The organism is Nonomuraea insulae (assembly GCF_042656245.1).
Map to the genome: position 1 here is coordinate 117,399 of NZ_JBHSPA010000015.1, position 22,667 is coordinate 140,065.

General features: G+C 70.1%; 20 protein-coding genes. 16 read left to right on the plus strand and 4 right to left on the minus strand.

All coding sequences use genetic code 11. The features are described 5' to 3' along the window. Positions 1-132: 132 nt before the first annotated feature. The 4 genes from ACFPZ3_RS11835 (at position 133) to ACFPZ3_RS11850 (ending at position 6,642) form a co-directional block, all read left to right on the plus strand. The gene (locus ACFPZ3_RS11835; RefSeq protein ID WP_379514065.1) at positions 133-2,832 is read left to right on the plus strand and encodes an exo-rhamnogalacturonan lyase family protein; all 2,700 of its coding nucleotides are present in this window, start codon (positions 133-135) and stop codon (positions 2,830-2,832) included. Positions 2,833-3,070: 238 nt separating this feature from the next. Next, complete coding sequence (locus tag ACFPZ3_RS11840; RefSeq protein WP_379514066.1) at positions 3,071-3,388, plus strand: L-rhamnose mutarotase; 318 nt, start codon at positions 3,071-3,073, stop codon at positions 3,386-3,388. A 10-nt stretch (positions 3,389-3,398) separates the two neighbouring features. Then, a complete protein-coding gene (gene rhaI, locus ACFPZ3_RS11845) occupies positions 3,399-4,556 on the plus strand; it encodes an L-rhamnose isomerase (protein WP_379514067.1) in 1,158 nt (385 codons plus the stop codon). A gap of 7 nt (positions 4,557-4,563) precedes the next feature. Beyond that, positions 4,564-6,642, plus strand: coding sequence for a bifunctional aldolase/short-chain dehydrogenase (locus tag ACFPZ3_RS11850; protein WP_379514068.1), 2,079 nt, complete (start codon positions 4,564-4,566; stop codon positions 6,640-6,642). Here the strand turns inward: ACFPZ3_RS11850 and ACFPZ3_RS11855 are convergent. Next, positions 6,639-7,169 (minus strand): hypothetical protein, encoded by a 531-nt coding sequence (locus ACFPZ3_RS11855; protein ID WP_379514069.1) that lies wholly within the window; start codon positions 7,167-7,169, stop codon positions 6,639-6,641. The genes ACFPZ3_RS11850 and ACFPZ3_RS11855 overlap by 4 nt on opposite strands. Before the next feature lie 163 nt (positions 7,170-7,332). Here ACFPZ3_RS11855 and argC point away from each other — a divergent pair, with 163 nt between their 5' ends. The 9 genes from argC to ACFPZ3_RS11900 all read left to right on the plus strand — a co-directional run bounded on the left by argC (position 7,333) and on the right by ACFPZ3_RS11900 (position 16,659). Beyond that, a complete protein-coding gene (argC, locus tag ACFPZ3_RS11860) occupies positions 7,333-8,355 on the plus strand; it encodes an N-acetyl-gamma-glutamyl-phosphate reductase (RefSeq protein ID WP_379514070.1) in 1,023 nt (340 codons plus the stop codon). A 40-nt stretch (positions 8,356-8,395) separates the two neighbouring features. Then, a complete protein-coding gene (gene argJ, locus ACFPZ3_RS11865) occupies positions 8,396-9,616 on the plus strand; it encodes a bifunctional glutamate N-acetyltransferase/amino-acid acetyltransferase ArgJ (protein WP_379514071.1) in 1,221 nt (406 codons plus the stop codon). Continuing rightward, a complete protein-coding gene (gene argB, locus ACFPZ3_RS11870) occupies positions 9,613-10,488 on the plus strand; it encodes an acetylglutamate kinase (RefSeq protein WP_379514072.1) in 876 nt (291 codons plus the stop codon). Before argJ ends, argB begins: the two co-directional genes overlap by 4 nt. Continuing rightward, complete coding sequence (locus ACFPZ3_RS11875) at positions 10,485-11,651, plus strand: acetylornithine transaminase (RefSeq protein WP_379514073.1); 1,167 nt, start codon at positions 10,485-10,487, stop codon at positions 11,649-11,651. Before argB ends, ACFPZ3_RS11875 begins: the two co-directional genes overlap by 4 nt. Positions 11,652-11,764: 113 nt before the next feature. Continuing rightward, a complete protein-coding gene (gene argF / locus ACFPZ3_RS11880) occupies positions 11,765-12,688 on the plus strand; it encodes an ornithine carbamoyltransferase (protein WP_379514074.1) in 924 nt (307 codons plus the stop codon). After that, positions 12,685-13,191 (plus strand): arginine repressor, encoded by a 507-nt coding sequence (locus tag ACFPZ3_RS11885; protein WP_379514075.1) that lies wholly within the window; start codon positions 12,685-12,687, stop codon positions 13,189-13,191. Before argF ends, ACFPZ3_RS11885 begins: the two co-directional genes overlap by 4 nt. A 20-nt stretch (positions 13,192-13,211) precedes the next feature. After that, positions 13,212-14,411, plus strand: a complete 1,200-nt coding sequence (locus ACFPZ3_RS11890; RefSeq protein WP_379514076.1) for an argininosuccinate synthase — start codon at positions 13,212-13,214, stop codon at positions 14,409-14,411. Between the two features lie 107 nt (positions 14,412-14,518). Beyond that, positions 14,519-15,940, plus strand: coding sequence for an argininosuccinate lyase (gene argH, locus ACFPZ3_RS11895; RefSeq protein WP_379514077.1), 1,422 nt, complete (start codon positions 14,519-14,521; stop codon positions 15,938-15,940). After that, positions 15,922-16,659, plus strand: a complete 738-nt coding sequence (locus ACFPZ3_RS11900) for a DNA-3-methyladenine glycosylase (protein ID WP_379514078.1) — start codon at positions 15,922-15,924, stop codon at positions 16,657-16,659. Before argH ends, ACFPZ3_RS11900 begins: the two co-directional genes overlap by 19 nt. Here the strand turns inward: ACFPZ3_RS11900 and ACFPZ3_RS11905 are convergent. After that, complete coding sequence (locus ACFPZ3_RS11905) at positions 16,599-17,000, minus strand: PH domain-containing protein (RefSeq protein WP_379514079.1); 402 nt, start codon at positions 16,998-17,000, stop codon at positions 16,599-16,601. The two genes, ACFPZ3_RS11900 and ACFPZ3_RS11905, sit on opposite strands and share 61 nt — an antisense overlap. An 89-nt stretch (positions 17,001-17,089) precedes the next feature. Here ACFPZ3_RS11905 and tyrS point away from each other — a divergent pair, with 89 nt between their 5' ends. Further along, positions 17,090-18,355, plus strand: coding sequence for a tyrosine--tRNA ligase (gene tyrS / locus ACFPZ3_RS11910; RefSeq protein ID WP_379514087.1), 1,266 nt, complete (start codon positions 17,090-17,092; stop codon positions 18,353-18,355). 127 nt (positions 18,356-18,482) lie between these two features. On the opposite strand, the gene ACFPZ3_RS11915 is transcribed toward tyrS, so the two are convergent. Then, entirely contained in the window at positions 18,483-19,922 is a 1,440-nt protein-coding gene (locus ACFPZ3_RS11915; RefSeq protein WP_379514080.1) for a glycosyltransferase family 39 protein, read from the minus strand. 32 nt (positions 19,923-19,954) lie between these two features. On the opposite strand from ACFPZ3_RS11915, the gene ACFPZ3_RS11920 reads away from it, so the two are divergent. Further along, entirely contained in the window at positions 19,955-20,578 is a 624-nt protein-coding gene (locus tag ACFPZ3_RS11920) for an HAD family hydrolase (protein WP_379514081.1), read from the plus strand. A 404-nt stretch (positions 20,579-20,982) separates the two neighbouring features. On the opposite strand, the gene ACFPZ3_RS11925 is transcribed toward ACFPZ3_RS11920, so the two are convergent. After that, positions 20,983-21,366 carry a PPOX class F420-dependent oxidoreductase gene (locus ACFPZ3_RS11925; protein WP_379514082.1) on the minus strand — a complete coding sequence of 128 codons (384 nt, stop codon included), beginning with the start codon at positions 21,364-21,366 and terminating at the stop codon, positions 20,983-20,985. A 114-nt stretch (positions 21,367-21,480) separates the two neighbouring features. On the opposite strand from ACFPZ3_RS11925, the gene ACFPZ3_RS11930 reads away from it, so the two are divergent. Further along, positions 21,481-21,924 carry a MarR family winged helix-turn-helix transcriptional regulator gene (locus ACFPZ3_RS11930; RefSeq protein ID WP_379514083.1) on the plus strand — a complete coding sequence of 148 codons (444 nt, stop codon included), beginning with the start codon at positions 21,481-21,483 and terminating at the stop codon, positions 21,922-21,924. The last annotated feature ends 743 nt before the right edge of the window (positions 21,925-22,667 follow it).

A 22,667-nucleotide genomic window follows, 5' to 3' on the forward strand; every position in this document is an offset into this window, starting at 1 on the left:
GTCGGGAAAGCGCTTACCACCTGCACGCCGAACCTCCCGGGACCGGCCGGTTCCGGGGACCACCTGCACGCTGAACCACCCTCGGGACCGGCCGGTTCCGGGGATCACCCCCCAGCACGGAGGTGCACCATCATGTCCGAGCTCACCCGCAGGAACGCGTTAAAGGGAATGGCCGTCACCGGAGCCGCCCTCCCGCTCGCCTCGATGCTCGACTCACCCGCCCTGGCCGCCCTGGACGTCCCCGACGTGCGGCTGCGCTGGCTGGAGGACAAGCCCGCCGAAACCCCCGGCACCACCTGGGGCGTGCCGTGGCCGAAGGGCGCGGTGGCCAAGGAGCAGGCGTTCGCGCTCACGGCCGACGGCGGCGCGGCGGCACCGGTGCCGATGCAGACGTGGCCGCTGGCGTACTGGCCGGACGGGTCGCTGAAGTGGACGGCGCACGCGATCAGCCCCGAGGCCCCGGTCGCCGAGGCGTACACCCTGCGTCCCGGCACCGCCGCCGCCCCCGCCAGGCCGGTCACGGTCAAGGACGACAAGCAGTACGTGGACGTGGACACCGGCGTGATCCGCGTCCGCGTACGCAAGAACGGCACCGACCTGATCAGCCAGATCTGGCGCGGCGAGACCGAGATCGCCCGCCAGGGCCGGCTCGTCAGCCTGCGGCAGGGCAGGATCGACGACGGCGACGACCGTACGGTCGAGGTCGACTCCTACCTCAGCGACATCGCCAAGGTCGTGGTCGAGCAGTCAGGCCCGGTGCGCGCGGTGGTGCGCGTGGAAGGCCGCCACACCTCGAAGAAGGGCAGGTCGTGGCTGCCGTTCACGATCAGGCTCTACTTCTACGCGGGGGCCGAGAGCGTGCGCATGACGCACACGTTCGTGTTCGACCGCGACGGGCAGCACGACTTCGTGGCCGGGCTCGGCGTGCGCTTCCGCGTCCCGATGCGGGACGAGGCGTACAACCGGCACGTGCGGTTCGTCGGCGACGGCCACGGCCTGCTCACCGAGGCCGTCAAGGGCATCACCGGCCTGCGCCGCGACCCCGGCCTGCCCGTGCGCCAGGCCCAGGTGGCCGGCAAGAAACTGCCCGACCTCGCCACCTGGGACACCCGCGTCAGCAGCCGCCTGCCCCTGATCCCCGACTGGGGCGACTACACCCTCTCCCAGCTCTCCTCCGAGGGCTTCACGCTCAAAAAGCGCACCAGGAAGGGCTACGGCTGGGTCGCCGTCGACCAGGGCAAGCGCGCCTCCGGCTTCGGGTACGTGGGCGGCACGAGCGGCGGCCTGGCGTTCGGCATGCGCGACTTCTGGCAGCGCCACCCCACCCAGCTCGACATCAGGGGCGCGGCCGGGGACGAGGCCGAGGTGACCGTCTGGCTCTGGTCGCCGGAGGCCGGGCCGATGGACACCCGCTTCTACCACGACGGCCTGGGCATGGACACCTACCCGGAGCAGATCGAGGGCCTCAACATCACCTACGAGGACTACGAGCCGGGCTTCGGCACGCCGCTGGGCATCGCGCGGACGACCGAGCTGACGTTCTGGGCCGTGGCCGCCACGCCCGACGCGGCCAGGCTCGCCGCGATGGCCGACGCCGTGCGCACGCCGCCGCTGATCGTCGCGCCGCCCGCGCACCTGGCCGCCGCCAAGGTGTTCGGCGGCCTGTTCAGCCCCGTCGACCGCTCGACGGCGGAGAAGAAGACGATCGAGGACCGGCTCGACTTCCTCTTCGACTTCTATCGCGGGCAGGTCGAGCAGCGGCACTGGTACGGCTTCTGGGACCACGGCGACATCATGCACACCTTCGACGAGGACCGGCACGTGTGGCGCTACGACATCGGCGGCTACGCCTGGGACAACTCGGAGCTCTCGCCCGACCTGTGGCTCTGGTACGCCTACCTGCGCTCGGGCCGGTCCGACATCTTCCGCTTCGCCGAGGCCATGACCAGGCACACCGGCGAGGTGGACGTCTACCACCTGGGACCGTGGGCCGGGCTCGGCTCCCGGCACAACGTCCAGCACTGGGGGTGCAGCGCCAAGCAGCAGCGCATCTCGACGGCCGTCTACCGGCGGATCTTCTACTTCCTGACCGCCGACGAGCGTACCGGTGACCTGATGCGGGCACTGGTGGACTCCGACAAGACGTTCCTGGCCATCGACCCGCTGCGCAAGATCCGTACCGAGCCGTACACGCCGGACCCGACGGCGCTGGCGATCGGGCTGGGCACCGACTGGAGCGGGCTGGCCGCCGCGTGGCTGACCGAGTGGGAGCGCGGCGGCGACCCGATCGCGGAGAAGAAGCTCAAGGCCACCATGCGGACGATCGCCGCCATGCCCAACGGCTTCGTCACGGGGGAGGGGCTCTACAACATCAACACCGGCGAGTTCGCCGCCGCGCAGAAGAAGGTGTCCGTCTCCCACCTGTCGGCCATGTTCGGCCAGGTCGAGATCTGCGCCGAGCTGATCGACCTGATCGAGATGCCGGACTTCGAGCGGGCCTGGCTCCAGTACTGCCGCCTGTTCAACGCCCCCAAGGCCGAGCAGGCGGCCGAGACCGGCGCCGACTTCGGCAACCTCATCCTCAAGCAGGGCCATTCCAGGCTGACGGCCTACGCGGCCGTGCGGCTCCAGCGCGACGACCTCGCCGCCAGGGCCTGGACGGAGTTCGCCACCGGCGACGGCTACGCGCCCAACCTGCCCTGGAAGTCGGAGAAGCTCACCACGACCCTCAACCCGACGGACGAGGCGGTGTGGGTCTCGACCAACACCACGGCTCTGTACGGCTTGGCTGCCATCCAGAACCTCGCCCTCGTGGGCGACCGCATCCGTTAAAACGTTCATTCCATCCTTTACGCGCTGCCGTGCCCGGCCACCCGCCGCACTCCGGCGGGTGGCCCTCCAGGAAACGCCCTCTGACCCATCACTGGTGGCCCACCGCTACGCGAGCCCACGTTGCCCGATGACCTGGTGACCCGGTCACCGTCCGTGCCATGGTGGCGGCATTGACAGTGAGCACCAGGAATCGTAGTTTCCTGCACGAAGGATTAAAACGTTTTTGAAAGGAGTGTCAGTGCAACGCGTCTGCTTCCTGCTGAAAGTCCGCCCAGAGCGGCTGGCGGAGTACCGCGAACGCCACCGCGCCGTCTGGCCCGAGATGCGAGAGGCGCTGTCGCGCACCGGCTGGCACAACTACTCGCTCTTCCTCAGGGACGACGGTCTGCTCGTGGGGTACCTGGAGACCGACGACTTCGAGGCCGCGCAGAAGGCCATGGCCGAGACCGAGGTCAACGCCCGCTGGCAGGCCGAGATGGCGCCGTTCTTCGAGGACCTCGACGGCCGCCCCGACGAGGGCATGACACCGCTGACCGAAGTGTTCCACCTGGTTTGATCGGGGAGTAATGACTGACATCAAGGCCGCCCTACGGGCACAGCACATCGAGACACCGTCCTGGGCCTACGGCAACAGCGGCACCCGGTTCAAGGTGTTCGCGCAGAAGGGGGTGCCGCGCGACCCCTATGAGAAGCTCGCCGACGCCGCCCAGGTGAACGCCCACACCGGCGTCGCCCCCACGGTCGCCCTGCACATCCCGTGGGACAAGGTCGACGACTACGCCGAGCTGGCACGGCACGCGCGCGAGCTGGGCGTGGGCATCGGAGCGATCAACTCCAACGTCTTCCAGGACGACGACTACATGCTCGGCAGCGTCACCCACCCCGCGGCCAGGGTCAGGCGCAAGGCCACCGACCACCTGCTCGAGTGCGTGGACATCATGGACGCCACCGGCTCCGACACGCTGAAGCTGTGGTTCTCCGACGGCATCAACTACCCGGGCCAGGACGACATCAGGTCCCGCCAGGACCGGCTGGCCGAGTCGCTGGCGCAGGTCTACGACCGGCTCGGCGACGGGCAGCGCTTCCTGCTGGAGTACAAGCTGTTCGAGCCCGCCTTCTACGCCACCGACGTGCCCGACTGGGGCACCGCCTACGCCCACTGCGTCAAGCTGGGCCCCAAGGCGCAGGTCGTCGTGGACACCGGCCACCACGCCCCGGGCGTCAACATCGAGTTCATCGTGGCGTTCCTGCTGCGTGAGGGCAAGCTCGGCGGGTTCGACTTCAACTCCCGCTTCTACGCCGACGACGACCTGATGGTGGGCGCGGCGGACCCGTTCCAGCTCTTCCGCATCATGTATGAAGTCGTCAGGGGCGGCGGTTTCGACCCCGCGACCGGGGTCGCTTTCATGCTGGACCAGTGCCACAACATCGAGCCCAAGATCCCGGGCCAGATCCGCTCGGTCATGAACGTGCAGGAGGCCACCGCCAAGGCGCTGCTGGTGGACCGCGACGCGCTGGCCGCCGCCCAGTCCGAGGGCGACGTGCTGGGCGCCAACGCCGTGTTCATGGACGCCTACAACACCGACGTGCGGCCGCTGCTCGCCGAACTGCGCGAGGAGCAGGGCCTGGCGCCCGACCCGATGGCCGCCTACGCCAAGTCCGGATACTTCGAGAAGATCGCCGCCGAGCGCGTCGGCGGCGAGCAGGCCGGCTGGGGGGCCTAGCACCATCATGGATGCCAACAACACCGACACCGACACCGACAACGCCGACTACACCGTCAACGAACTGCTGGAACGCTCTCACCGCCTGGGCGCAGACCCGCGCAACACCAACTTCGCGGGCGGCAACACCTCGGCCAAGGGCGCCGCGCCCGACCCGGTCACCGGCGAGGAGGTGGAGCTGCTCTGGGTCAAGGGCTCGGGCGGCGACCTCGGCACGCTGAAGGCGTCCGGCCTGGCCGTGCTCCGCCTCGACCGGCTGCGCGCGCTCAAGGGCGTCTACCCCGGCGTCGAGCGCGAGGACGAGATGGTCGCGGCCTTCGACTACTGCCTGCACGGCAAGGGCGGGGCCGCGCCGTCGATCGACACCGCCATGCACGCCCTGGTCGAGGCCGGGCACGTCGATCACCTGCACCCCGACGCCGGCATCGCGATCGCGACCGCCGCCGACGGCGAGGAGCTGACCGGGCGCGTCTTCGGCGACCGGGTCGTGTGGGTGCCGTGGCGGCGGCCGGGCTTCCAGCTCGGCCTGGACATCGCCGCCATCAAGGAGGCCAGCCCGCAGGCCATCGGCTGTGTCCTGGGCGGCCACGGCATCACCGCGTGGGGTTCGACCTCGCAGGAGTGCGAGGAGCGCTCGCTGGAGATCATCCGCACCGCTGAGGCGTACCTGGCCGAGCACGGCCGCCCCGACCCGTTCGGCGCGGTGATCCACGAGAGCCTCGGCCAGGACGAGCGGCACGAGCGGGCCGCCGCGCTCTTCCCGCTCATCCGCGGCCTGGCCTCCACCGACGTGCGCGTGGTCGGCCACTACACCGACACCCCCGAGGTGCTGGACTTCGTCGCCCGCGCCGAGCACCCGAGGCTGGCGGCGCTGGGCACGTCCTGCCCCGACCACTTCCTGCGCACGAAGGTCGCGCCGCTGGTGCTGGACCTGCCGCCGGACGCGCCGCTGGAGCGGGTCGCCGAGCGGCTGCGCGTCCTGCACACCGCCTACCGCGCCGAGTACACCGCCTACTACGACCGGCACGCCACCCCCGACTCGCCGCCCATGCGCGGCGCGGACCCGGCGATCGTGCTGGTGCCCGGCGTCGGCATGTTCTCCTTCGGCAAGGACAAGCAGACCGCCCGCGTGGCCGGTGAGTTCTACGTCAACGCCATCAACGTCATGCGCGGCGCCGAGTCCGTCTCCAGCTACGCCCCGATCCCCGAGTCGGAGAAGTTCCGCATCGAGTACTGGGAGCTGGAGGAGGCCAAGCTCCGCCGCATGCCCAAGGCCAAGCCCCTGGCCACCCGCGTCGCGCTGGTGACCGGCGGCGGCTCGGGCATCGGCGCGGCCACCGCCCGCCGGCTGGCCGCCGAGGGCGCGTGCGTGATCGTGGCCGACCGCGACCTGGGCGCCGCGGAGAAGGTGGCCGCCGAGATCGGCGCCGCCGCCTACCGGGTCGCCGACGTCGCCGTGGCGGTCGGCGTGGACGTCACGTCCGAGGAGCAGATCGCCGCCGCCGTACGCGCGGGCGTGCTCGCGTTCGGCGGCGTCGACCTGGTCGTCAACAACGCCGGCCTGTCGTTGTCGCGGGCGCTGCTGGAGACCACGCTGGCCGACTGGGACCTGCAGCACGACGTCATGGCGCGCGGCTCGTTCCTGGTCTCCCGCGAGACCGCGAAGGTCATGATCGACCAGGCGATGGGCGGCGACATCGTCTACATCTCCTCCAAGAACGCCGTCTTCGCCGGCCCGAACAACGTCGCCTACGGTGCCGCCAAGGCCGACCAGGCCCACCAGGTACGCCTCCTCGCGGCGGAGCTGGGCGCCCACGGCATCCGGGTCAACGGCATCAACCCCGACGGCGTCGTACGTGGCTCCGGCATCTTCGCCTCCGGGTGGGGTGCCAACCGCGCCGCCGTGTACGGTGTGGAGGAGGAGAAGCTCGGCGAGTTCTACGCACAGCGGACGCTGCTCAAGCGGGAGGTCCTGCCTGAGCACGTGGCCAACGCCGTCTTCGCCCTTACGGGCAGCGACCTGACCCACACCACCGGCCTGCACATCCCGGTGGACGCGGGCGTCGCCGCCGCCTTCCTGCGTTAGGAGAACGCCCCCACTACCGCGACGATCAACAGCAGCACCCCGGCCGCCGTGACCAGGACGCCTCCTGTCATGGCGGCCCGGCGCCCCCTGCGCGCGCCCAGCCAGTACATGACCACGTACGGCAACAATCCGAGCCCGCCGAGCCCCGCCGCCGGCAACGCCAGCGCCGCCAGCACGCCCGTCAGCCCGGCCGGAACGGCCCGGTCGCCCTCGGGCGTGAGCTCGGCCCGCATCTCGTCACCGGCCTCGGAGTCGGGCGACGCGGGCACCTCCACGACCGCCTCGCCGGAGTCGGGCGTGAACCGCCCCCGGCAGTCGTACCGGCCCTCGCCCAGGTCCTCGCACGCGACCACGCGCAACGTGCCCGGTGTCCCCGCCGCGCCCGTGGCCAGCGCCAGTGCCCCGGCGCCGAGCACCGTCGGCAGCAGGCAGATCCCCAGCCACAGCAGCACGAGGACGACCCGGCCCCACGGCCCCGGCCACCTCCCACGTGTGAGTGGCCGCGATTCGGACAAGAACTCGGTCATGACCTCCATCCTGACGTCCTGTCCTTGGATCTCGGCCGCAGGTGACAAGTCTCACGATCCGGTCATTGACGTTGTGCGAGCTTGCATGTTCATCCTCTAGAGTGCATCATCTTTACAAGCAAACTTATGAGCTATGATGCATAGTCATGCATGGAGGGGTTGAATGAGGGCAGCCATCGCGGGAGCCAGCGGCTACGCGGGAGGGGAGCTGCTCCGCCTCCTTCTCAGCCATCCGGAGTTCGAGATCGGCGCGCTCACCGCCGCCACCAGCGCCGGGAGCCGCCTCGGCGCCCACCAGCCCCACCTGCCGCAGCTGGCCGACCGCGTCATCGAGGACACCACCGCCGACGCGCTCGCCGGGCACGACGTGGTCTTCCTGGCCCTGCCGCACGGCCACTCCGCCGCCGTCGCCGCCCAGCTGGGCGAGGAGACGATCGTGGTCGACTGCGGCGCCGACCATCGGCTCGCCGACCCGGCCGCCTGGCAGGAGTTCTACGGCGGAGAGCACGCCGGCACCTGGCCCTACGGCCTGCCCGAGCTGCCCGGCCAGCGCGATCTCCTCAGGACGGCCAAGCGCGTCGCGGTGCCCGGCTGCTACCCGACCTCCGTCCTGCTCGCCCTGGCGCCGGCGTTCGCCGCCGGGCTGGCCGGGCCCGACGTGGTCGTGGTGGCCGCCAGCGGCACCAGCGGCGCCGGCAAGTCGCTCAAGCCCAACCTGCTCGGCAGCGAGGTCATGGGCTCGGTCAGCGCCTACTCCGTCGGCGGTCTCCACCGGCACACGCCCGAGATGGAGCAGGGGCTGTCGGCGGTCGCGGGTTCGCCCGTGCGGGTGTCGTTCACCCCGACGCTGGCCCCGATGAGCCGCGGCATCCTGGCCACCTGCAGCGCGCCCGCCGCGCCGGGGGTCACCAAGGAGTCGCTGCGCTCGGCCTACGAGGTCGCGCTGAAGGGCGAGCCGTTCGTCCGGCTCCTGCCCGAGGGCACCTGGCCGGCCACCTCCATGACCTACGGCGCCAACACCGCCGCCCTGCAGGTGACGCTCGACGAACGCGCGGGCCGCGTGGTCGCCGTCATCGCCATCGACAACCTCACCAAGGGCACGGCAGGGGGCGCCGTGCAGAGCGTCAACCTCGCCCTCGGCCTGCCGGAAGAGCTAGGTCTCCCCATGACAGGAGTTTCTCCTTGACATCCGTTCATGAGTGTTCGGCACCTACAGAGGAGATGCCGTGAGCGTAACCGCACCTCTCGGATTCAGAGCCGCGGGTGTGGCCGCGGGGATCAAAGCAGGCGGCGCCCGTGACCTGGCCCTCGTCGTCAACGACGGGCCGGGCCGCGCCGCCGCCGGCGTCTTCACCGCCAACCGGGTGAAGGCCGCCCCCGTGCTGTGGTCGCAGCAGGTCCTCGCGGGCGGGCGGCTGCGAGCGGTGGTGCTCAACTCCGGTGGCGCCAACGCCTGCACCGGCCCGGAAGGCTTCCAGGACTCCCACGCCACCGCGGAGAAGGCCGCGCAGGCCCTCCAGGACTCGGCGGGCGAGATCGCGATCTGCTCGACCGGCCTGATCGGCGAGCGGCTGCCCATGGACGACCTGCTGTCCGGCGTCGAGACCGCGGCGGGCCAGCTCTCCCGCGACGGCGGTCTGGCCGCCGCCGACGCCATCCGCACCACCGACACCGTCTCCAAGATCTCCTTCAGACGCGGCGGCATCGCCGCCGCGGAGGAAGACGAATCTTCCACGCCTTCTGGGGGGCACGTGGGGGGCGAAGCTCCCCGCGGGTACATGGTGGGCGGCATGGCCAAGGGCGCAGGCATGCTCGCCCCCGCGCTGGCCACGATGCTCTGCGTGATCACCACCGACGCCGACCTGACCAGCGAGGAGCTCGACGCCACGCTGCGCAGGGCCACCGCCCAGACGTTCGACCGGCTCGACACCGACGGCTGCATGTCCACCAACGACACCGTGCTGCTGCTGGCCAGCGGCGCCTCCGGGGTCAAGCCGGACCTGGCCGAGTTCGAGGAGAAGGTCACCGAGGTCTGCGCCGACCTGGCCAGGCAGCTCCTGGTGGACGCCGAGGGCGCCTCCAAGGCCATCGCCATCGAGGTGGTCGGCGCCGCCTCCGAGGACGACGCGGTCAAGGTCGGCCGCTCGGTCGCCCGTTCCAACCTGCTCAAGTGCGCCATCCACGGCGAGGACCCCAACTGGGGCCGCGTCCTGGCCGCCGTCGGCACCACCGACGCGGTGTTCGAGCCCGACCGGCTCAACGTGGCCATCAACGGCATCTGGATCTGCCGGGCCGGCGCGGTCGGCGACGACCGCTCCAAGGTGGACATGCGCCCCCGCGACGTGACGATCACGATCGACCTGTCGGCGGGCTCGAACACGGCGACCGTGCACACCACCGACCTGACGGCCGACTACGTCCATGAGAATTCGGCGTACTCCTCATGAGACTCAGCACCGCTCAGACCAAGGCCGCGGCGCTGACCGAGGCGCTGCCCTGGCTCACCCGCTACCACGGCGCGACCGTTGTCATCAAGTACGGCGGCAACGCCATGACCGACGACGCGCTCAAGGAGGGCTTCGCCGAGGACGTCGCCTTCCTGCACCAGGTGGGCCTGCGCCCGGTCGTCGTGCACGGCGGCGGCCCCCAGATCAGCAGCGCGCTCGGCAAGCTCGGCATCGAGTCCACCTTCACCGCCGGCCTGCGGGTCACCACTCCCGAGGCCATGCAGGTCGTCAGGATGGTCCTCACCGGCCAGGTCAACCGCGACATCGTCGGCCTGGTCAACCGGCACGGGCCGTTCGCCGTCGGCATGTCGGGCGAGGACGCCCACCTGTTCACCGCCGTGCGCAAGCACGCCATCGTGGACGGCGAGCCGGTGGACATCGGCCAGGTCGGCGAGATCATCAAGGTCGATCCCGGCGCGGTGCGGGCCCTGCTCGACGACGGCCGCATCCCGATCATCTCCAGCGTGGCCAGGAGCGACGACGGCGAGATCTACAACGTCAACGCCGACACCGCCGCCGCCGCGCTGGCCGTCGCGCTGCAGGCGCACAAGATGATCGTGCTCACCGACGTCGAGGGCCTGTACGCCAACTGGCCCGACGACACCGACGTGATCGACGTGCTCACCGCCGACGAGCTCGCGACGCTGATGCCCACGCTGTCCAGCGGCATGGTCCCCAAGATGGAGGCGTGCCTGACGGCCGTGCAGGGCGGGGTGCCCCACGCCCACGTGCTCGACGGCCGCGTGCCCCACTCACTGCTGCTGGAGATCTTCACCAATGAAGGAATCGGAACGATGGTGAGGCCCTCATGAGCCTGTACGAAAGGTTCGAGAACGCGTTCATGCCCAACTACGGCGTGCCTCCCGTGGCGCTGGCGCGAGGTGAGGGCACCCGCGTGTGGGACCTGGACGGCAAGGAGTACCTCGACTTCATCGCCGGCATCGCGACCAGCTCGCTCGGTCACGCCCACCCGGCCCTGGTCGAGGCGGTCTCCAAGCAGGTCGGCACGCTCGCGCACACCAGCAACCTGTTCCTGCACGAGCCCGAGGTGCTGCTCGCCGAGAAGCTCCTCGACCTGCTGAACGCCCCCGCCCGCATCTTCTTCGCCAACTCCGGCACCGAGGCGAACGAGGCCGCCTACAAGCTGGCGCTCAAGTACGGCAGGCGCGAGGGCCGCTCCTACTTCGTGGCCGCCGAGAACGGCTTCCACGGCCGCACGATCGGCGCCCTGTCCCTGACGGGCAAGCAGTCCATCCGCGAGCAGTTCGGCCCGTTCCCGGTGGAGGTGCGTTTCGTCCCGTACGGTGACGCCGACGCCCTGAAGGACGCCGTCACCGGCGACTGCATCGCGGTCTTCCTGGAGCCCACCCAGGGTGAGGCCGGCGTGGTCCCGCCGCCTGAGGGCTACTTCGAGGCCGCCCGCGAGATCTGCGACTCGACCGGCGCCCTGCTGGTCGCCGACGAGATCCAGTCCGCCATCGGCCGAACCGGGCACTGGTTCGCCCACCAGGCCGACGGCGTCACCCCCGACATCCTCACCCTGGCCAAGGGCCTCGGGGGCGGGCTGCCGATCGGGGCGTGCATCGGGTTCGGCGACACGGGCAGGCTGTTCGAGAAGGGCGACCACGGCTCGACGTTCGGCGGCAACCCCGTCTCGTGCGCCGCGGCGCTGGCCGTGCTCGGCAACGTCGACCTCGACCACGTGAAGTCGGTCGCCGCGCGCCTGCGCACGGGCCTGGAGTCGGTCGGCCACCCGCTGCTCAAGGGCGTGCGCGGCCGCGGCCTGTGGCTGGCCGCCGTGCTGGGGGAGAACCGCTCGGCCGAGGTCCAGAAGGCCGCCGCGAACGCCGGTTTCCTGGTCAACGCCCTGCAACCCGACGCGATTCGCATCGCGCCTCCGCTGGTCGTCACGGCCGACGAGGTGGACGCGCTGGTGGCGGCGTTCCCGGCGATCCTGACGGAGGCGGCGAAATGACCACGAGCCTGACGGAGGCGGCGAAATGAGCGCGAGCCTGACGGAGGCGGCGAAATGAGCGCGAGCCTGGCGGAGGCGGCGAAATGAGCACGAAGTCTGGCGGAGGCGGCGGAATGAGCGCGAGACACTTCCTCCGGGATGACGACCTCACCCCGGCAGAGCAGGCAGAGGTGCTCGAACTCGCCGCCGCCATGAAGAAGGACCGGTTCGGCTACCGCCCCTTCGAGGGCCCGCAGACCGTCGCCGTCCTGTTCGACAAGCCGTCGGCCAGAACCCGCGTCTCCTTCCACACCGGCATCGGAGAGCTCGGCGGCCTGCCGCTCGTCGTGGACAACGTCAGCGTGCTCATGGGCCGCGGCGAGCCGCCCTCCGACCTCGCCAGGGTCCTCGACCGGCAGGTCGCCGCCATCGTCTGGCGGACCACCGGCCAGGAGCGCATCGACGAGATGGCCGCCCACTCCAGGGTGCCGGTCGTCAACGCGCTCACCGACGAGTTCCACCCCTGCCAGATCCTCGCCGACCTGCAGACGATTCAGGAGCGGCTGGGCAGGACCGCCGGGGTCACGCTCACCTACGTCGGCGACGGCGCCAACAACATGGCCCACTCCTACCTGCTGGGCGGCGCCACGGCCGGCATGCACGTACGCGTCGCGGGCCCGGTCGGCTACCAGCCCGACGCGGTCATCCTCGACCAGGCCGCGGCCATCGCGGCCAAGACGGGCGGGTCGGTCATCGCGCTGTCCGATCCGGTGGCCGCCACGCAGGGCGCACATGTGATCGCCACCGACACGTGGGTTTCGATGGGCCAGGACGGCAAGGAGGAGCGGATGGCCACCCTCCTGCCGTACCAGGTGAACTCCGAGTTGCTCGAACACGCCGCACCCGACGCGATCGTGCTGCACTGCCTGCCCGCCTACCGCGACCGCGAGATCACCACCGAGGTGCTCGAAGGGCCGCGCAGCGCGGTGTGGGACCAGGCGGAGAACCGCCTGCACGCCCAGAAGGCGCTGCTGCACTGGCTGGTCTCAGGCAGATGACGATCCCGATGACCAAGGCCGGGCGGCAGGCGAAGATCACCGACCTGCTGGAGCGGAAGCCCGTGCGCTCCCAGCCCGAGCTGGCCAAACTGCTCGCCGAGAGCGGCGTCGAGGTCACCCAGGCCACGCTCTCGCGCGATCTCGACGAACTCGGCGCGCTCAAGCTGCGCGCCGACGACGGCTCCCTCGTGTACGCCCTGCCCGGCGAGGGCGGCGGCCGCATCCCGCTCACCCGGATGGGCGCGGGGGAGTCCCCGGACGCCCGGCTGCACCGAATCGCCGAGGAGCTCCTGGTCAGCGCGGAGGCGTCGGCCAACTTGGTCATCGCACGTACGCCGCCGGGCGCGGCCCAGTTCCTCGCCTCCGCCATCGACCACGCCGACTGGGAGACCATTCTCGGCACGGTGGCCGGCGACGACACGATCCTCGTCATCAGCCGCGACCCGACAGGCGGCCAGGTCGTCGCGGACGCGCTGCTGAAGGTCGCCGACAAGCGCAGCTAGAAGACTTTGGAGACGATGAAATGCCGGAAAGAGTAGTCCTTGCCTATTCGGGCGGCCTAGACACCTCGGTCGCCATCCCCTACCTCGCCGAGAAGATGAACGCCGAGGTCATCTGCGTCGCCGTGGATCTCGGGCAGGGCGGCGAGGACATGGAGATCATCCAGAAGCGGGCCATGGACTGCGGCGCGGCCGAGTCGGTCGTCGTGGACGCCAAGGAGGAGTTCGCCGCCGACTTCTGCGTGCCGGCCCTGCGGGCCAACGCCCTCTACATGGACCGCTACCCGCTGGTCTCCTCACTCTCCCGGCCGCTCATCGTCAAGCACATGGTGACGGCGGCCAAGCAGTTCGGCGGCACCGTCGTCTCCCACGGCTGCACCGGCAAGGGCAACGACCAGGTGCGCTTCGAGGCCGGCCTGGCCGCGCTGGCCCCCGACCTGGAGGTCATCGCGCCGGCCAGGGACTTCGCCTGGACGCGCGACAAGGCCATCGAGTACGCCGAGGCCAAGGGCCTGCCCATCGAGACCTCGAAGAAGAACCCGTTCTCCATCGACCAGAACCTCTGGGGCCGCGCCGTCGAGACCGGCTTCCTGGAGGACATCTGGAACGGCCCCACCGAGGAGGTCTACTCCTACACCGCCGACCCGACCCAGCCGCGCGAGCCGGACGAGGTCGTGATCACGTTCGAGCGGGGCGTGCCGGTCAGGATCGACGGGCGGGAGCTGACGCCGTACCAGATCATCGACGAGCTCAACCAGCGCGCGGGTGCGCAGGGCGTCGGACGCATCGACATGGTCGAGGACCGCCTGGTCGGGATCAAGTCGCGAGAGGTGTACGAGGCGCCGGGCGCGATCGCGCTCATCGCCGCGCACATGGAGCTGGAGAACGTCACCGTCGAGCGCGACCTGGCCCGCTTCAAGCGCGGCGTGGACCAGCGCTGGAGCGAGCTCGTCTACGACGGCCTGTGGTTCTCGCCGCTCAAGGACGCGCTCGACGCCCTCATCGCCGACGCGCAGAAGCACGTCAACGGCGAGATCAGGATGACGCTGCACGGCGGCAACGCGACCGTCACCGGCCGCCGTTCCGAGGACTCGCTGTACGACTTCTCGCTCGCCACGTACGACACCGGCGACACCTTCGACCAGTCGCTGGCCAAGGGCTTCGTCCAGCTCTTCTCACTCCCTGCCAAGATCGCGGCGGCCCGCGACGCCAAGAAGAGCTGAATGCACTATGGTCTCGCCCGGAGCGCAAGAGCTCGGGGGAAGAGCGCGAGGGACGATGCCGACGAGCACCGAAGCGGGCGCGACCACCAGAAAGGTACACGAAGGAGATGACGGTGAGTGATGCCAAGCCGATGCGGCTGTGGGGCGGACGCTTCGAGAGCGGCCCGTCCGACGCGCTGGCCCGGCTGTCGGTGAGCGTGCACTTCGACTGGCGGCTGGTGCCGTACGACCTGGCCGCGTCCAGGGCGCACGCCCGCGTGCTGCACAAGGCGGAGCTGCTGAGCGACGAGGAGCTCGAGCGCATGATCGGCGCGCTCGACGACCTGGAGCGCGCCTGCAAGGAGGGCGAGTTCCGGCCGACGATCGCCGACGAGGACGTGCACACCGCGCTGGAACGCGGCCTGCTGGAGCGGCTCGGCTCGCTCGGCGGCAAGCTCCGCGCCGGCCGCTCGCGCAACGACCAGATCGCCACCGACCTGCGCCTCTATCTCCGCGATCACGCCCGCTCGATCGTCTCGCGCCTGGTCGAGCTGGAGACGGCCCTGATGGCCCAGGCCGAGCAGCACGCCGACACGGCCGTGCCCGGCATGACCCACCTGCAACACGCGCAGCCGGTCTCGTTCGGCCACCAGCTCCTGGCCCACGTGCACGCCTTCGCCCGCGACATCGACCGGCTCACCGACTGGGACAAGCGCGCCGCGATCTCCCCGCTCGGCGCCGGCGCCCTGGCCGGCTCCTCGCTGCCGCTCGACCCGCAGGCTGTCGCCCAGGAGCTCGGCTTCTCCGCCGCCGCTGCCAACTCGATGGACGCCGTGTCCGACCGCGACTTCGCGGCCGAGTTCCTCTTCGACGCGGCCATGATCGGCGTGCACCTGTCGCGGCTGGGCGAGGAGATCGTCCTGTGGGCCTCGCAGGAGTTCCGCTGGATCGAGATGGACGACGCCTACTCCACCGGCTCGTCGATCATGCCGCAGAAGAAGAACCCCGACGTCGCCGAGTTGGCCAGGGGCAAGTCGGGCCGCCTCATCGGCAACCTGGTGGCCCTGCTCACCACGCTCAAGGGCCTGCCGCTGACCTACAACCGCGACCTGCAGGAGGACAAGGAGCCGGTGTTCGACGCGGTCGACACGCTCCTGCTGGTCCTGCCCGCCGTGGCCGGCCTGGTCGCCACCATGCGGGTCAACACCGCGCGCATGGAGGCCTCGGCCCCTGACGGGTTCGCCCTCGCCACCGACCTGGCCGAGCTGCTCGTCCGCCGCGGCGTGCCCTTCCGCGAGGCGCACGAGGCCGTCGGCCACCTCGTGGTGTGGTGCCAGGTCAACGACAAGGACCTCGGTGAGCTGACCGACGACGAACTGGTCAAGGTCTCGCCGCACCTGACGCCCGACGTCCGCGACGTGCTCAGCGTGCCCGGCGCCCTGGCCGCCCGCAAGGCCCACGGCGGCACCGCGCCCGACCGCGTACGCGACCAGCTCATCGCCCTCCGAGAGGCGGTCGACGCGCAGGCGGCATGGGCAGCCGGGAGCTGAGCTCCGCCGCGCTGCCGCGGAGTTTCTTCGACCGGCCGTCGCACGAGGTGGCGCCCGACCTGCTCGGGCGCGTGCTCGTCCACGGCGGTGTCGCTGGTGATGTCCACGGTGATGTCCACGGCGGCGTCGATGGTTCCGTCGCCGTACGCCTGACCGAGGTCGAGGCGTACGGCGGCCCCGGCGAGGACCCGGCGGCGCACACCTACCGGGGCAGGACGCCGCGCAACGCCGTCATGTTCGGCCCGCCAGGACACATCTACGTGTACTTCACCTACGGCATGCACTTCTGCGCCAACCTCGTCTGCCTGCCGGAAGGCTTCGGCTCCGCCGTGCTGCTGCGGGCCGGCGAGGTGATCGCGGGCACGCGGCACGCCCGCGCCCGGCGCTCGGCCGGCAAACCGGTCGCGGACCGCGACCTGGCCCGTGGCCCCGCCCGCCTGGCCGTGGCCCTCGGCCTGCTGCGCGAGCACAACGGCCTCGACGCCATCCTCGACGGCTCGCCGGCCGGCCGGCCGCACGGGTCGGCCACCATGCTGGAGGGCCTGCCCGCCGCCCCGGCGCTGATCAGGTCAGGCCCGCGCACCGGCGTGTCGACGGCCAAGGAGACGCCGTGGCGGTTCTGGATCGACGGCGACCCCACCGTCTCCCCGTATCGTGCTCACGTGCCCCGGCGCCGCAGCGCCGCGGCCACCTCCGTCGGTGAGGTGCCCAGCTCGTGAGGGCTGAAGATGTGCAGGTAGTCGCCGGTGTCGATCTCCAGCATCTCGCTGCGCAGCCCCCATCGCCGGCGTATGTCGACCTTGATGTCCCAGATCGACTCCCACGGGACGTGCCGCCTGCCCGCGAACCCCTGCACCACCGTGATGCCGCTCTCGTCGGCCGCCAGCCGTACGGGGGCGAGCACGTCACGCAGCCCCATCGCGCCCACCAGCACGGTCGCGGGGACGGCCAGGATGACGCCGCGGAAGTCGCCCTGCGACCACCAGAAAACGGCGAGCCCGGCACACACCAGAGCCCCTAAGATCTTGAAAACAGCCAGCTCGCGACGGACCCTCCACATGGACACACAGCGTATCCAAGTGGCGCGCACGCGCACCGATCGGGCAGGCTGAAAGGCACCGACCTCCGACCCAGGAAAGCCAGATGACCGTGACAGACCTCCTTGACGACCTCGCGTGGCGAGGCCTGATCGCCCAGTCCACCGACCTCGACGCCCTGCGCGCGTCCATGGCGAGGGAACCGATCACGGTCTATTCCGGTTTCGACCCCACCGCGCCGTCCCTGCACATCGGCCACTTCGTGCCGCTGCTGACCCTGCGCCGTTTCCAGCTCGCGGGGCAGCACCCGATCGGCCTGGTCGGCGGCGCCACCGGCCTGATCGGCGACCCGAGCGGCCGCAACACCGAGCGCTCGCTCAACTCCTCCGACGTCGTCGCCGAATGGGTGGAGCGCCTGCGCGGCCAGGTCGGCACGTTCCTCGACTTCGACGCCCAGCCCAACCCGGCCCGCCTGGTCAGCAACCTCGACTGGACCGGCGAGCTGAGCGCGATCGACTTCCTGCGCGACATCGGTAAGCACTTCCCGGTCAACCGCATGCTGGCCAGGGAGTCGGTCTCGGCTCGGTTGTCCGGCGAGGGGCTCAGCTACACCGAGTTCAGCTACCAGATCCTGCAGTCCAACGACTACCTGGAGCTGTTCCGCCGCTACAACTGCACGCTGCAGATCGGCGGCAGTGACCAGTGGGGCAACATCACCGCGGGCGCCGACCTGATCCGCCGCATCGAGGGCGGCCACGTCCACGTCCTGACCCAGCCGCTGATCACCAAGGCCGACGGCACCAAGTTCGGCAAGACGGCGGGCGGGGCGCTCTGGCTCGACCCCGCGATGACCTCTCCGTACGCCTTCTACCAGTACTTCCTCAACTCCGACGACCGCGACGTGATCCACTACCTGAAGGTGTTCACGTTCCGCACCCGCGAGGAGATCGAGGCCCTGGAGAAGGCCGTCGCCGAGCGCCCGTTCGCCCGCGAGGCCCAGCGCACGCTGGCCGAGGACCTCACCGAACTGCTGCACGGCGCCGACGAACTGGCCGCGGTCGTGGCGGCGTCGAAGGCGCTGTTCGGGCAGGGCTCGCTGGAGGAGCTGCCGGCCTCCACGCTGGAGGCGGCTCTGGCCGAGGTCCCCAAGGCCGTCGTCCCCGCCCTCGGCGCGTCCTTCGTGGACCTGCTGGCCGACAGCGGCCTGGTGGAGTCCAAGTCGGCGGCGCGGCGGGCGGTCAAGGAGGGCGGGGCGTACCTCAACAACCGCAAGATCACTGACGAGTCGTACGAGCCGGGCGCCGACGACCTGCTGGGCGGCCGCTTCATGGTGCTGCGCCGGGGCAAGAAGTCGATCGGCGGCGTCGAGGTCGGCTGACCGTTCCGTCCGGGCCCTTCGCCTGCTTTCTGTACGGCGGAGGGCCCGTTTTCGCGGGCCTATCCGGACGGGCTCACCGACGGGCCTATCCGGACGGGCCTATCCGGACGGGCTCATCCGGGCGAGTTCACCGACGGATGAACAACGCCACCGTCAATCCCGGCAAGTCCACCGAATGTTTGGCCACGTCCAGCTCGAACCCCGCGCGCTCCACTTCCCCCACCCGGGGAACCGAGTCACCCTCCAGCCCCGACTGCTTGCTGCCCCGCCACACGACCCAAACCCGCTTCCGCCCTTCCAGCTCGGCGGAAACATCGGACCGCTCCGGGTACCCGAACCCTTCGGCATCCGGCGAATCCCCCGACCGCAGCACATCCACCGGCATCAGCGAGTCCGCGTAGTAATCGAACCCCGACCGCAACTGGCTCTGCCCATAGACGATCGCGTCCTCCGGCTCGGCCTTGATCACGCGCAGCGCCCACGGGATGTTCTCGAAGCGCCCGTTCTCCTCCCGTACCTCCACATGGTCGGGAAAGGCCAGCACACACCCCAGCGCCACGACCAGCACCCCCGCCACCACGTGGAACCGCGGCAGGCACGCCACCGCCACCCCGGCCAGGAGCGCCAGCGCCGGAGCGGTCACGAAGAGGTAGCGGTCCACATATACCGGCGTGACGAGTTGCGAGACCGTCAGCAACAGCACCGGCGGCAGCAGCAGCCACCCCACCAGCACGAACGCGTGGACATCCCGCCGCGCCCGCCACAGCAGCACCGCCCCGGCCAGCGCCATGGCGAACAACACGACCCCCAGCGTGGTAGCCCCCGCCGCCATCTTGGGGAACTTCAGCCACACCTCGGGCCCCCGCTGCGGGACCCAGCTGATCGCGTGCCGCTCCCCGAACCCGATCAGCCCCAGAACGGCGGCGGGCACACACCCCACGACCAGCGCGGCCAGCATCCGCACCGCCACCGGCCGCCGCATGAGCAGCAACTGGGCAGGCAGCACGAGCACCGCGAACAGGTGCGTGGAGCACACGAGCGCCACCGCCACCCCGTACACGACCCACCGCCGCCCGGTCGGCCGCTCGACGGCCCGGTGCAACGCCCAGAACGCGAACACGACCGCGGCCGCCGCGAACGCGTACGACCTGGCGAAGGCCCCGTAATAGGACACCGAGGGCAGGATCGCGAACACAGCCGCGCCGATCACCCCCGCCCGGACGCTGTGCAGGCGCCGCCCCAGATCGACCAGGAACCAGGCCGCCACCCCGATCGCCACCGCCGACGGCAACCGCAACCACAGCTCCGCCGTGCCCGCCTGCACCCAGAGGTGCATGAACAGGTAGTACGGCAGGAAATGGCCGTCGATGTGCCGTGCCAGCTCGAACATCCCGGACAACGAGCGGGAAGCGGCGCTGATGGTGGCCAGTTCGTCGCCGTTCAGGGTGGCCGAGCCCGTGCCGGAGAACGCGGCGATCCCCGCGAACAGACCCATCCACCACGGGGTTGACGTGCGGAGACGTTCGGCCGGGCGAACGAGGGGAGCGAGCGTGGCGGCAGTTGTCACCGGGGCAGGATACGCGCCGTAGGGTCGGATGCATGGTGAATGTGATCGTGTTCGACCTTTATGGCGTTATCGCCCGTATCCAGTCCGAGGACGCCCGTCAGCGGATCGCCGATCTCTCCGGCGTGCCGGGGGAGCGGTTCTGGGAGGCGTACTGGGCCTGCCGGCAGGCGTACGACGAGGGCCAGGACGGCGCCGCGTACTGGGCCACGGTGGCCGGCGCGCTGGGCACCCGTTTCGCGGACGTGCCCGCCCTCATCGAGGCTGACCTGGACAGTTGGTGCGTTGTGGACAGCGCCATGGTGGAGGTGGTGCACGAACTGGCGGATCAGGGGCACCGGCTGGGGCTGCTCTCGAACATCGTCCCGGAGCTGGTGCCGCTCTGGGAGTCGCGGCACGGGGACTGGCTGGGGCGCTTCGCCTCGCTGACGTACTCGTGCCGGATCGGGGTGGCGAAGCCGGGGCGGCGGGCGTACGAGATCTGTGCGGAACAGATGGGGGTACGGCCGGGCGACGTCCTGTTCTTCGACGACCGCGAGGCGAATGTCGTGGCTGCGCGGGAGGCGGGGATGGTGGCTGAGGTGTTCGAGTCACCGCAACAGGTCCTGACGCTCTGCGCCACCGTCCGTCCGCGTCAGGGGTTCGCCGGCGGGTCGTAGCCGACCCACGAACCTCTGACCTCCGACCTCTCGTCCCGCGTTCCTGCTGTGCCCAGGCGCGCGAACTCTCTGATCGGCCACAGCTGTCCCTACGGGTTCACCGACGCGGCAGGAGTTGGCCTCTCGCTCGGGCGGGACGAGCTCACCCTCTCGATCCGGGCACGAGCAAGCGATCCGGGCACCAGCACGGCCTTGATTCGGGCACGAGCACGGGCACGGGCACGGTGGCCAGGGCGGCGTCCTTGTGGTCGCGTTTGTGATCGCGTGTTCATGGCGTCTCGACTTCATGGCGTGTCGACCTGAGCCCTCAGCCCGTCCGGGGCCGCCGCCGTACGAGCCGATCACCCCGCCCGCGAGATCAACTCACCCACAGGCCGCCGAACCCGACCGGGCTCACCTCCAGATCATTGCTGGGTGGTACGTGTCGGCCTCATAACGATCACGACCCGCCGCTCGGCATCCCCGACAGGCCGCTCGTACTCCAGCCCGTAACGCCTGGCCAGCACGTCGAAGAAATCCCCCGCCGGGTCCGGCTCCACCCGCTCGACAACGCCACGGACCTCCACGTAGCGGTACGGCTTCTCGGGGTCGTTGATCGAGACCGCCACATGCGGATTTTCCATGACATTCCTGCACTTGCGGCGGTCCGTCGTAGTCGTGAACCGCAGGTACTCCCCGTCCCAGATCGTCCAGACCGGATTGACGTTGGGCTTGCCGTCCGCACCGATCGTGGCCAGGTGCGCGAAGAGCGGCCGGGTCAGGAGGTCGAGGTGGCTTTCAGGAATCATCGCAACTTCTCTCATCTCAGACACGGGCGCAGTCACCCGATTTTCGGACACCATATCAAAGCCTTGATGTTCATCAATGTTAGAAGCATCGTATGAGGTTGTACGCTCGCCCCCATGGGGATGCCTGCGGACGAACGGCTCGGACTGGACATCAAGCGGGCCGAACAGACCCTGATCACCGCCAAACAAGCCGCCGTACGGCCGGCCGGCCTGACCGTCCCGCAGTACGCGGCACTCTTCGCCCTCGCCGGCAGCCCCGGCATCTCGGGGGCCGCCCTGGCCCGAGCCTGCCTGGTAACACCCCAGGCCATGACCGTCGTCCTCAAGAACCTGGAGGAACGCGGCCTGATCGAACGTTCCCCGCACCCCTGGCATCGCAACGTCCTGGAGACCCGTCTGACGGAGGCCGGGCGTACAGCGCTGATGGCGGCGGACGAGCGGGCCGTGGTGGTCGAGCGGGCGATCGCCGAGGAGTTGAGCGAGGAGGAGCGGAGCACGTTGCGGGAGCTGCTGCGCCGATGCAACGAAGCGGTCGCGAGGGCCGTATCCGAGCTGTGAATCCCGATCCGCGCACGCCAGAACCACCCCCTGCACCCGGCCACTGACCGGCTGCTCCTGATCAACCGTCGCGTTGACCCGTAAGCACCTGGGCGCCGCGAGCTCGCGACCACGGGCCCTTCGCGACCACGGGGCGTCAGCGAAGATCAGCGGCCCACGTAGATCACTCCATCGGGACGCAAGCCCACGAGGGGACCCCGAGCATCATCTCCCGCCAAGGAGATCTCCTGCTCCTGGAGGTTGCATGCCGACTGCCCAGACCGTATGGGATGCGGTCGGCCAAACATTTCCAGGTCAGCCGGGGTCCTGCGGAGGACGGCGCGCACACCTCGCTCACACCGCCAGGCGAGGCGATTTGACGTGTGGCGGATCGCGACCTAATCTTTCACTTCGCCCCGGGAGTGAGCCGGACGCCGGTAAGGCGGACGGGCCTCAGGGCAAGCCCCTTGAAACAAAACGAGCCACTCGGCAGAGCTGCTTCGGCGTGCTCCAGCGAGGGTGGATTCCGGGCACGCCAAGATCAACGAATAATCAGTTGATTCGACACGGGCCGGATGACACGGTAAGTTACGAGGGTTGCCCCAGAAACGGGGTGCATAATCTTAGAAGATCCAGTCACTTCGGATCAAGTCGCAAGATTTGACACGAATCTGGACAGTCTGATAAGATGGAGACAAGCGAGATTGCGCCTCCGCTTCAAGGTTCACCGAAAGTGAATCTCGAATCGGGTGTACGCGTCCGTT

What these genes read in the sequence shown, in the direction of transcription:
- rhaI (WP_379514067.1), top strand. Translation starts at nt 3,399, where the DNA reads ATGACTGACATCAAGGCCGCCCTACGGGCACAGCACATCGAGACACCG.
- ACFPZ3_RS11920 (WP_379514081.1), top strand. Translation starts at nt 19,955, where the DNA reads ATGGTGAATGTGATCGTGTTCGACCTTTATGGCGTTATCGCCCGTATC.
- ACFPZ3_RS11900 (WP_379514078.1), top strand. Translation starts at nt 15,922, where the DNA reads ATGGGCAGCCGGGAGCTGAGCTCCGCCGCGCTGCCGCGGAGTTTCTTC.
- argF (WP_379514074.1), top strand. Translation starts at nt 11,765, where the DNA reads ATGAGCGCGAGACACTTCCTCCGGGATGACGACCTCACCCCGGCAGAG.
- argB (WP_379514072.1), top strand. Translation starts at nt 9,613, where the DNA reads ATGAGACTCAGCACCGCTCAGACCAAGGCCGCGGCGCTGACCGAGGCG.
- ACFPZ3_RS11885 (WP_379514075.1), top strand. Translation starts at nt 12,685, where the DNA reads ATGACGATCCCGATGACCAAGGCCGGGCGGCAGGCGAAGATCACCGAC.
- ACFPZ3_RS11905 (WP_379514079.1), bottom strand. Translation starts at nt 17,000, where the DNA reads ATGTGGAGGGTCCGTCGCGAGCTGGCTGTTTTCAAGATCTTAGGGGCT.
- ACFPZ3_RS11930 (WP_379514083.1), top strand. Translation starts at nt 21,481, where the DNA reads ATGGGGATGCCTGCGGACGAACGGCTCGGACTGGACATCAAGCGGGCC.
- argC (WP_379514070.1), top strand. Translation starts at nt 7,333, where the DNA reads ATGAGGGCAGCCATCGCGGGAGCCAGCGGCTACGCGGGAGGGGAGCTG.
- ACFPZ3_RS11855 (WP_379514069.1), bottom strand. Translation starts at nt 7,169, where the DNA reads ATGACCGAGTTCTTGTCCGAATCGCGGCCACTCACACGTGGGAGGTGG.
- ACFPZ3_RS11835 (WP_379514065.1), top strand. Translation starts at nt 133, where the DNA reads ATGTCCGAGCTCACCCGCAGGAACGCGTTAAAGGGAATGGCCGTCACC.
- ACFPZ3_RS11925 (WP_379514082.1), bottom strand. Translation starts at nt 21,366, where the DNA reads ATGATTCCTGAAAGCCACCTCGACCTCCTGACCCGGCCGCTCTTCGCG.
- ACFPZ3_RS11890 (WP_379514076.1), top strand. Translation starts at nt 13,212, where the DNA reads ATGCCGGAAAGAGTAGTCCTTGCCTATTCGGGCGGCCTAGACACCTCG.
- ACFPZ3_RS11875 (WP_379514073.1), top strand. Translation starts at nt 10,485, where the DNA reads ATGAGCCTGTACGAAAGGTTCGAGAACGCGTTCATGCCCAACTACGGC.
- argH (WP_379514077.1), top strand. Translation starts at nt 14,519, where the DNA reads ATGACGGTGAGTGATGCCAAGCCGATGCGGCTGTGGGGCGGACGCTTC.
- ACFPZ3_RS11850 (WP_379514068.1), top strand. Translation starts at nt 4,564, where the DNA reads ATGGATGCCAACAACACCGACACCGACACCGACAACGCCGACTACACC.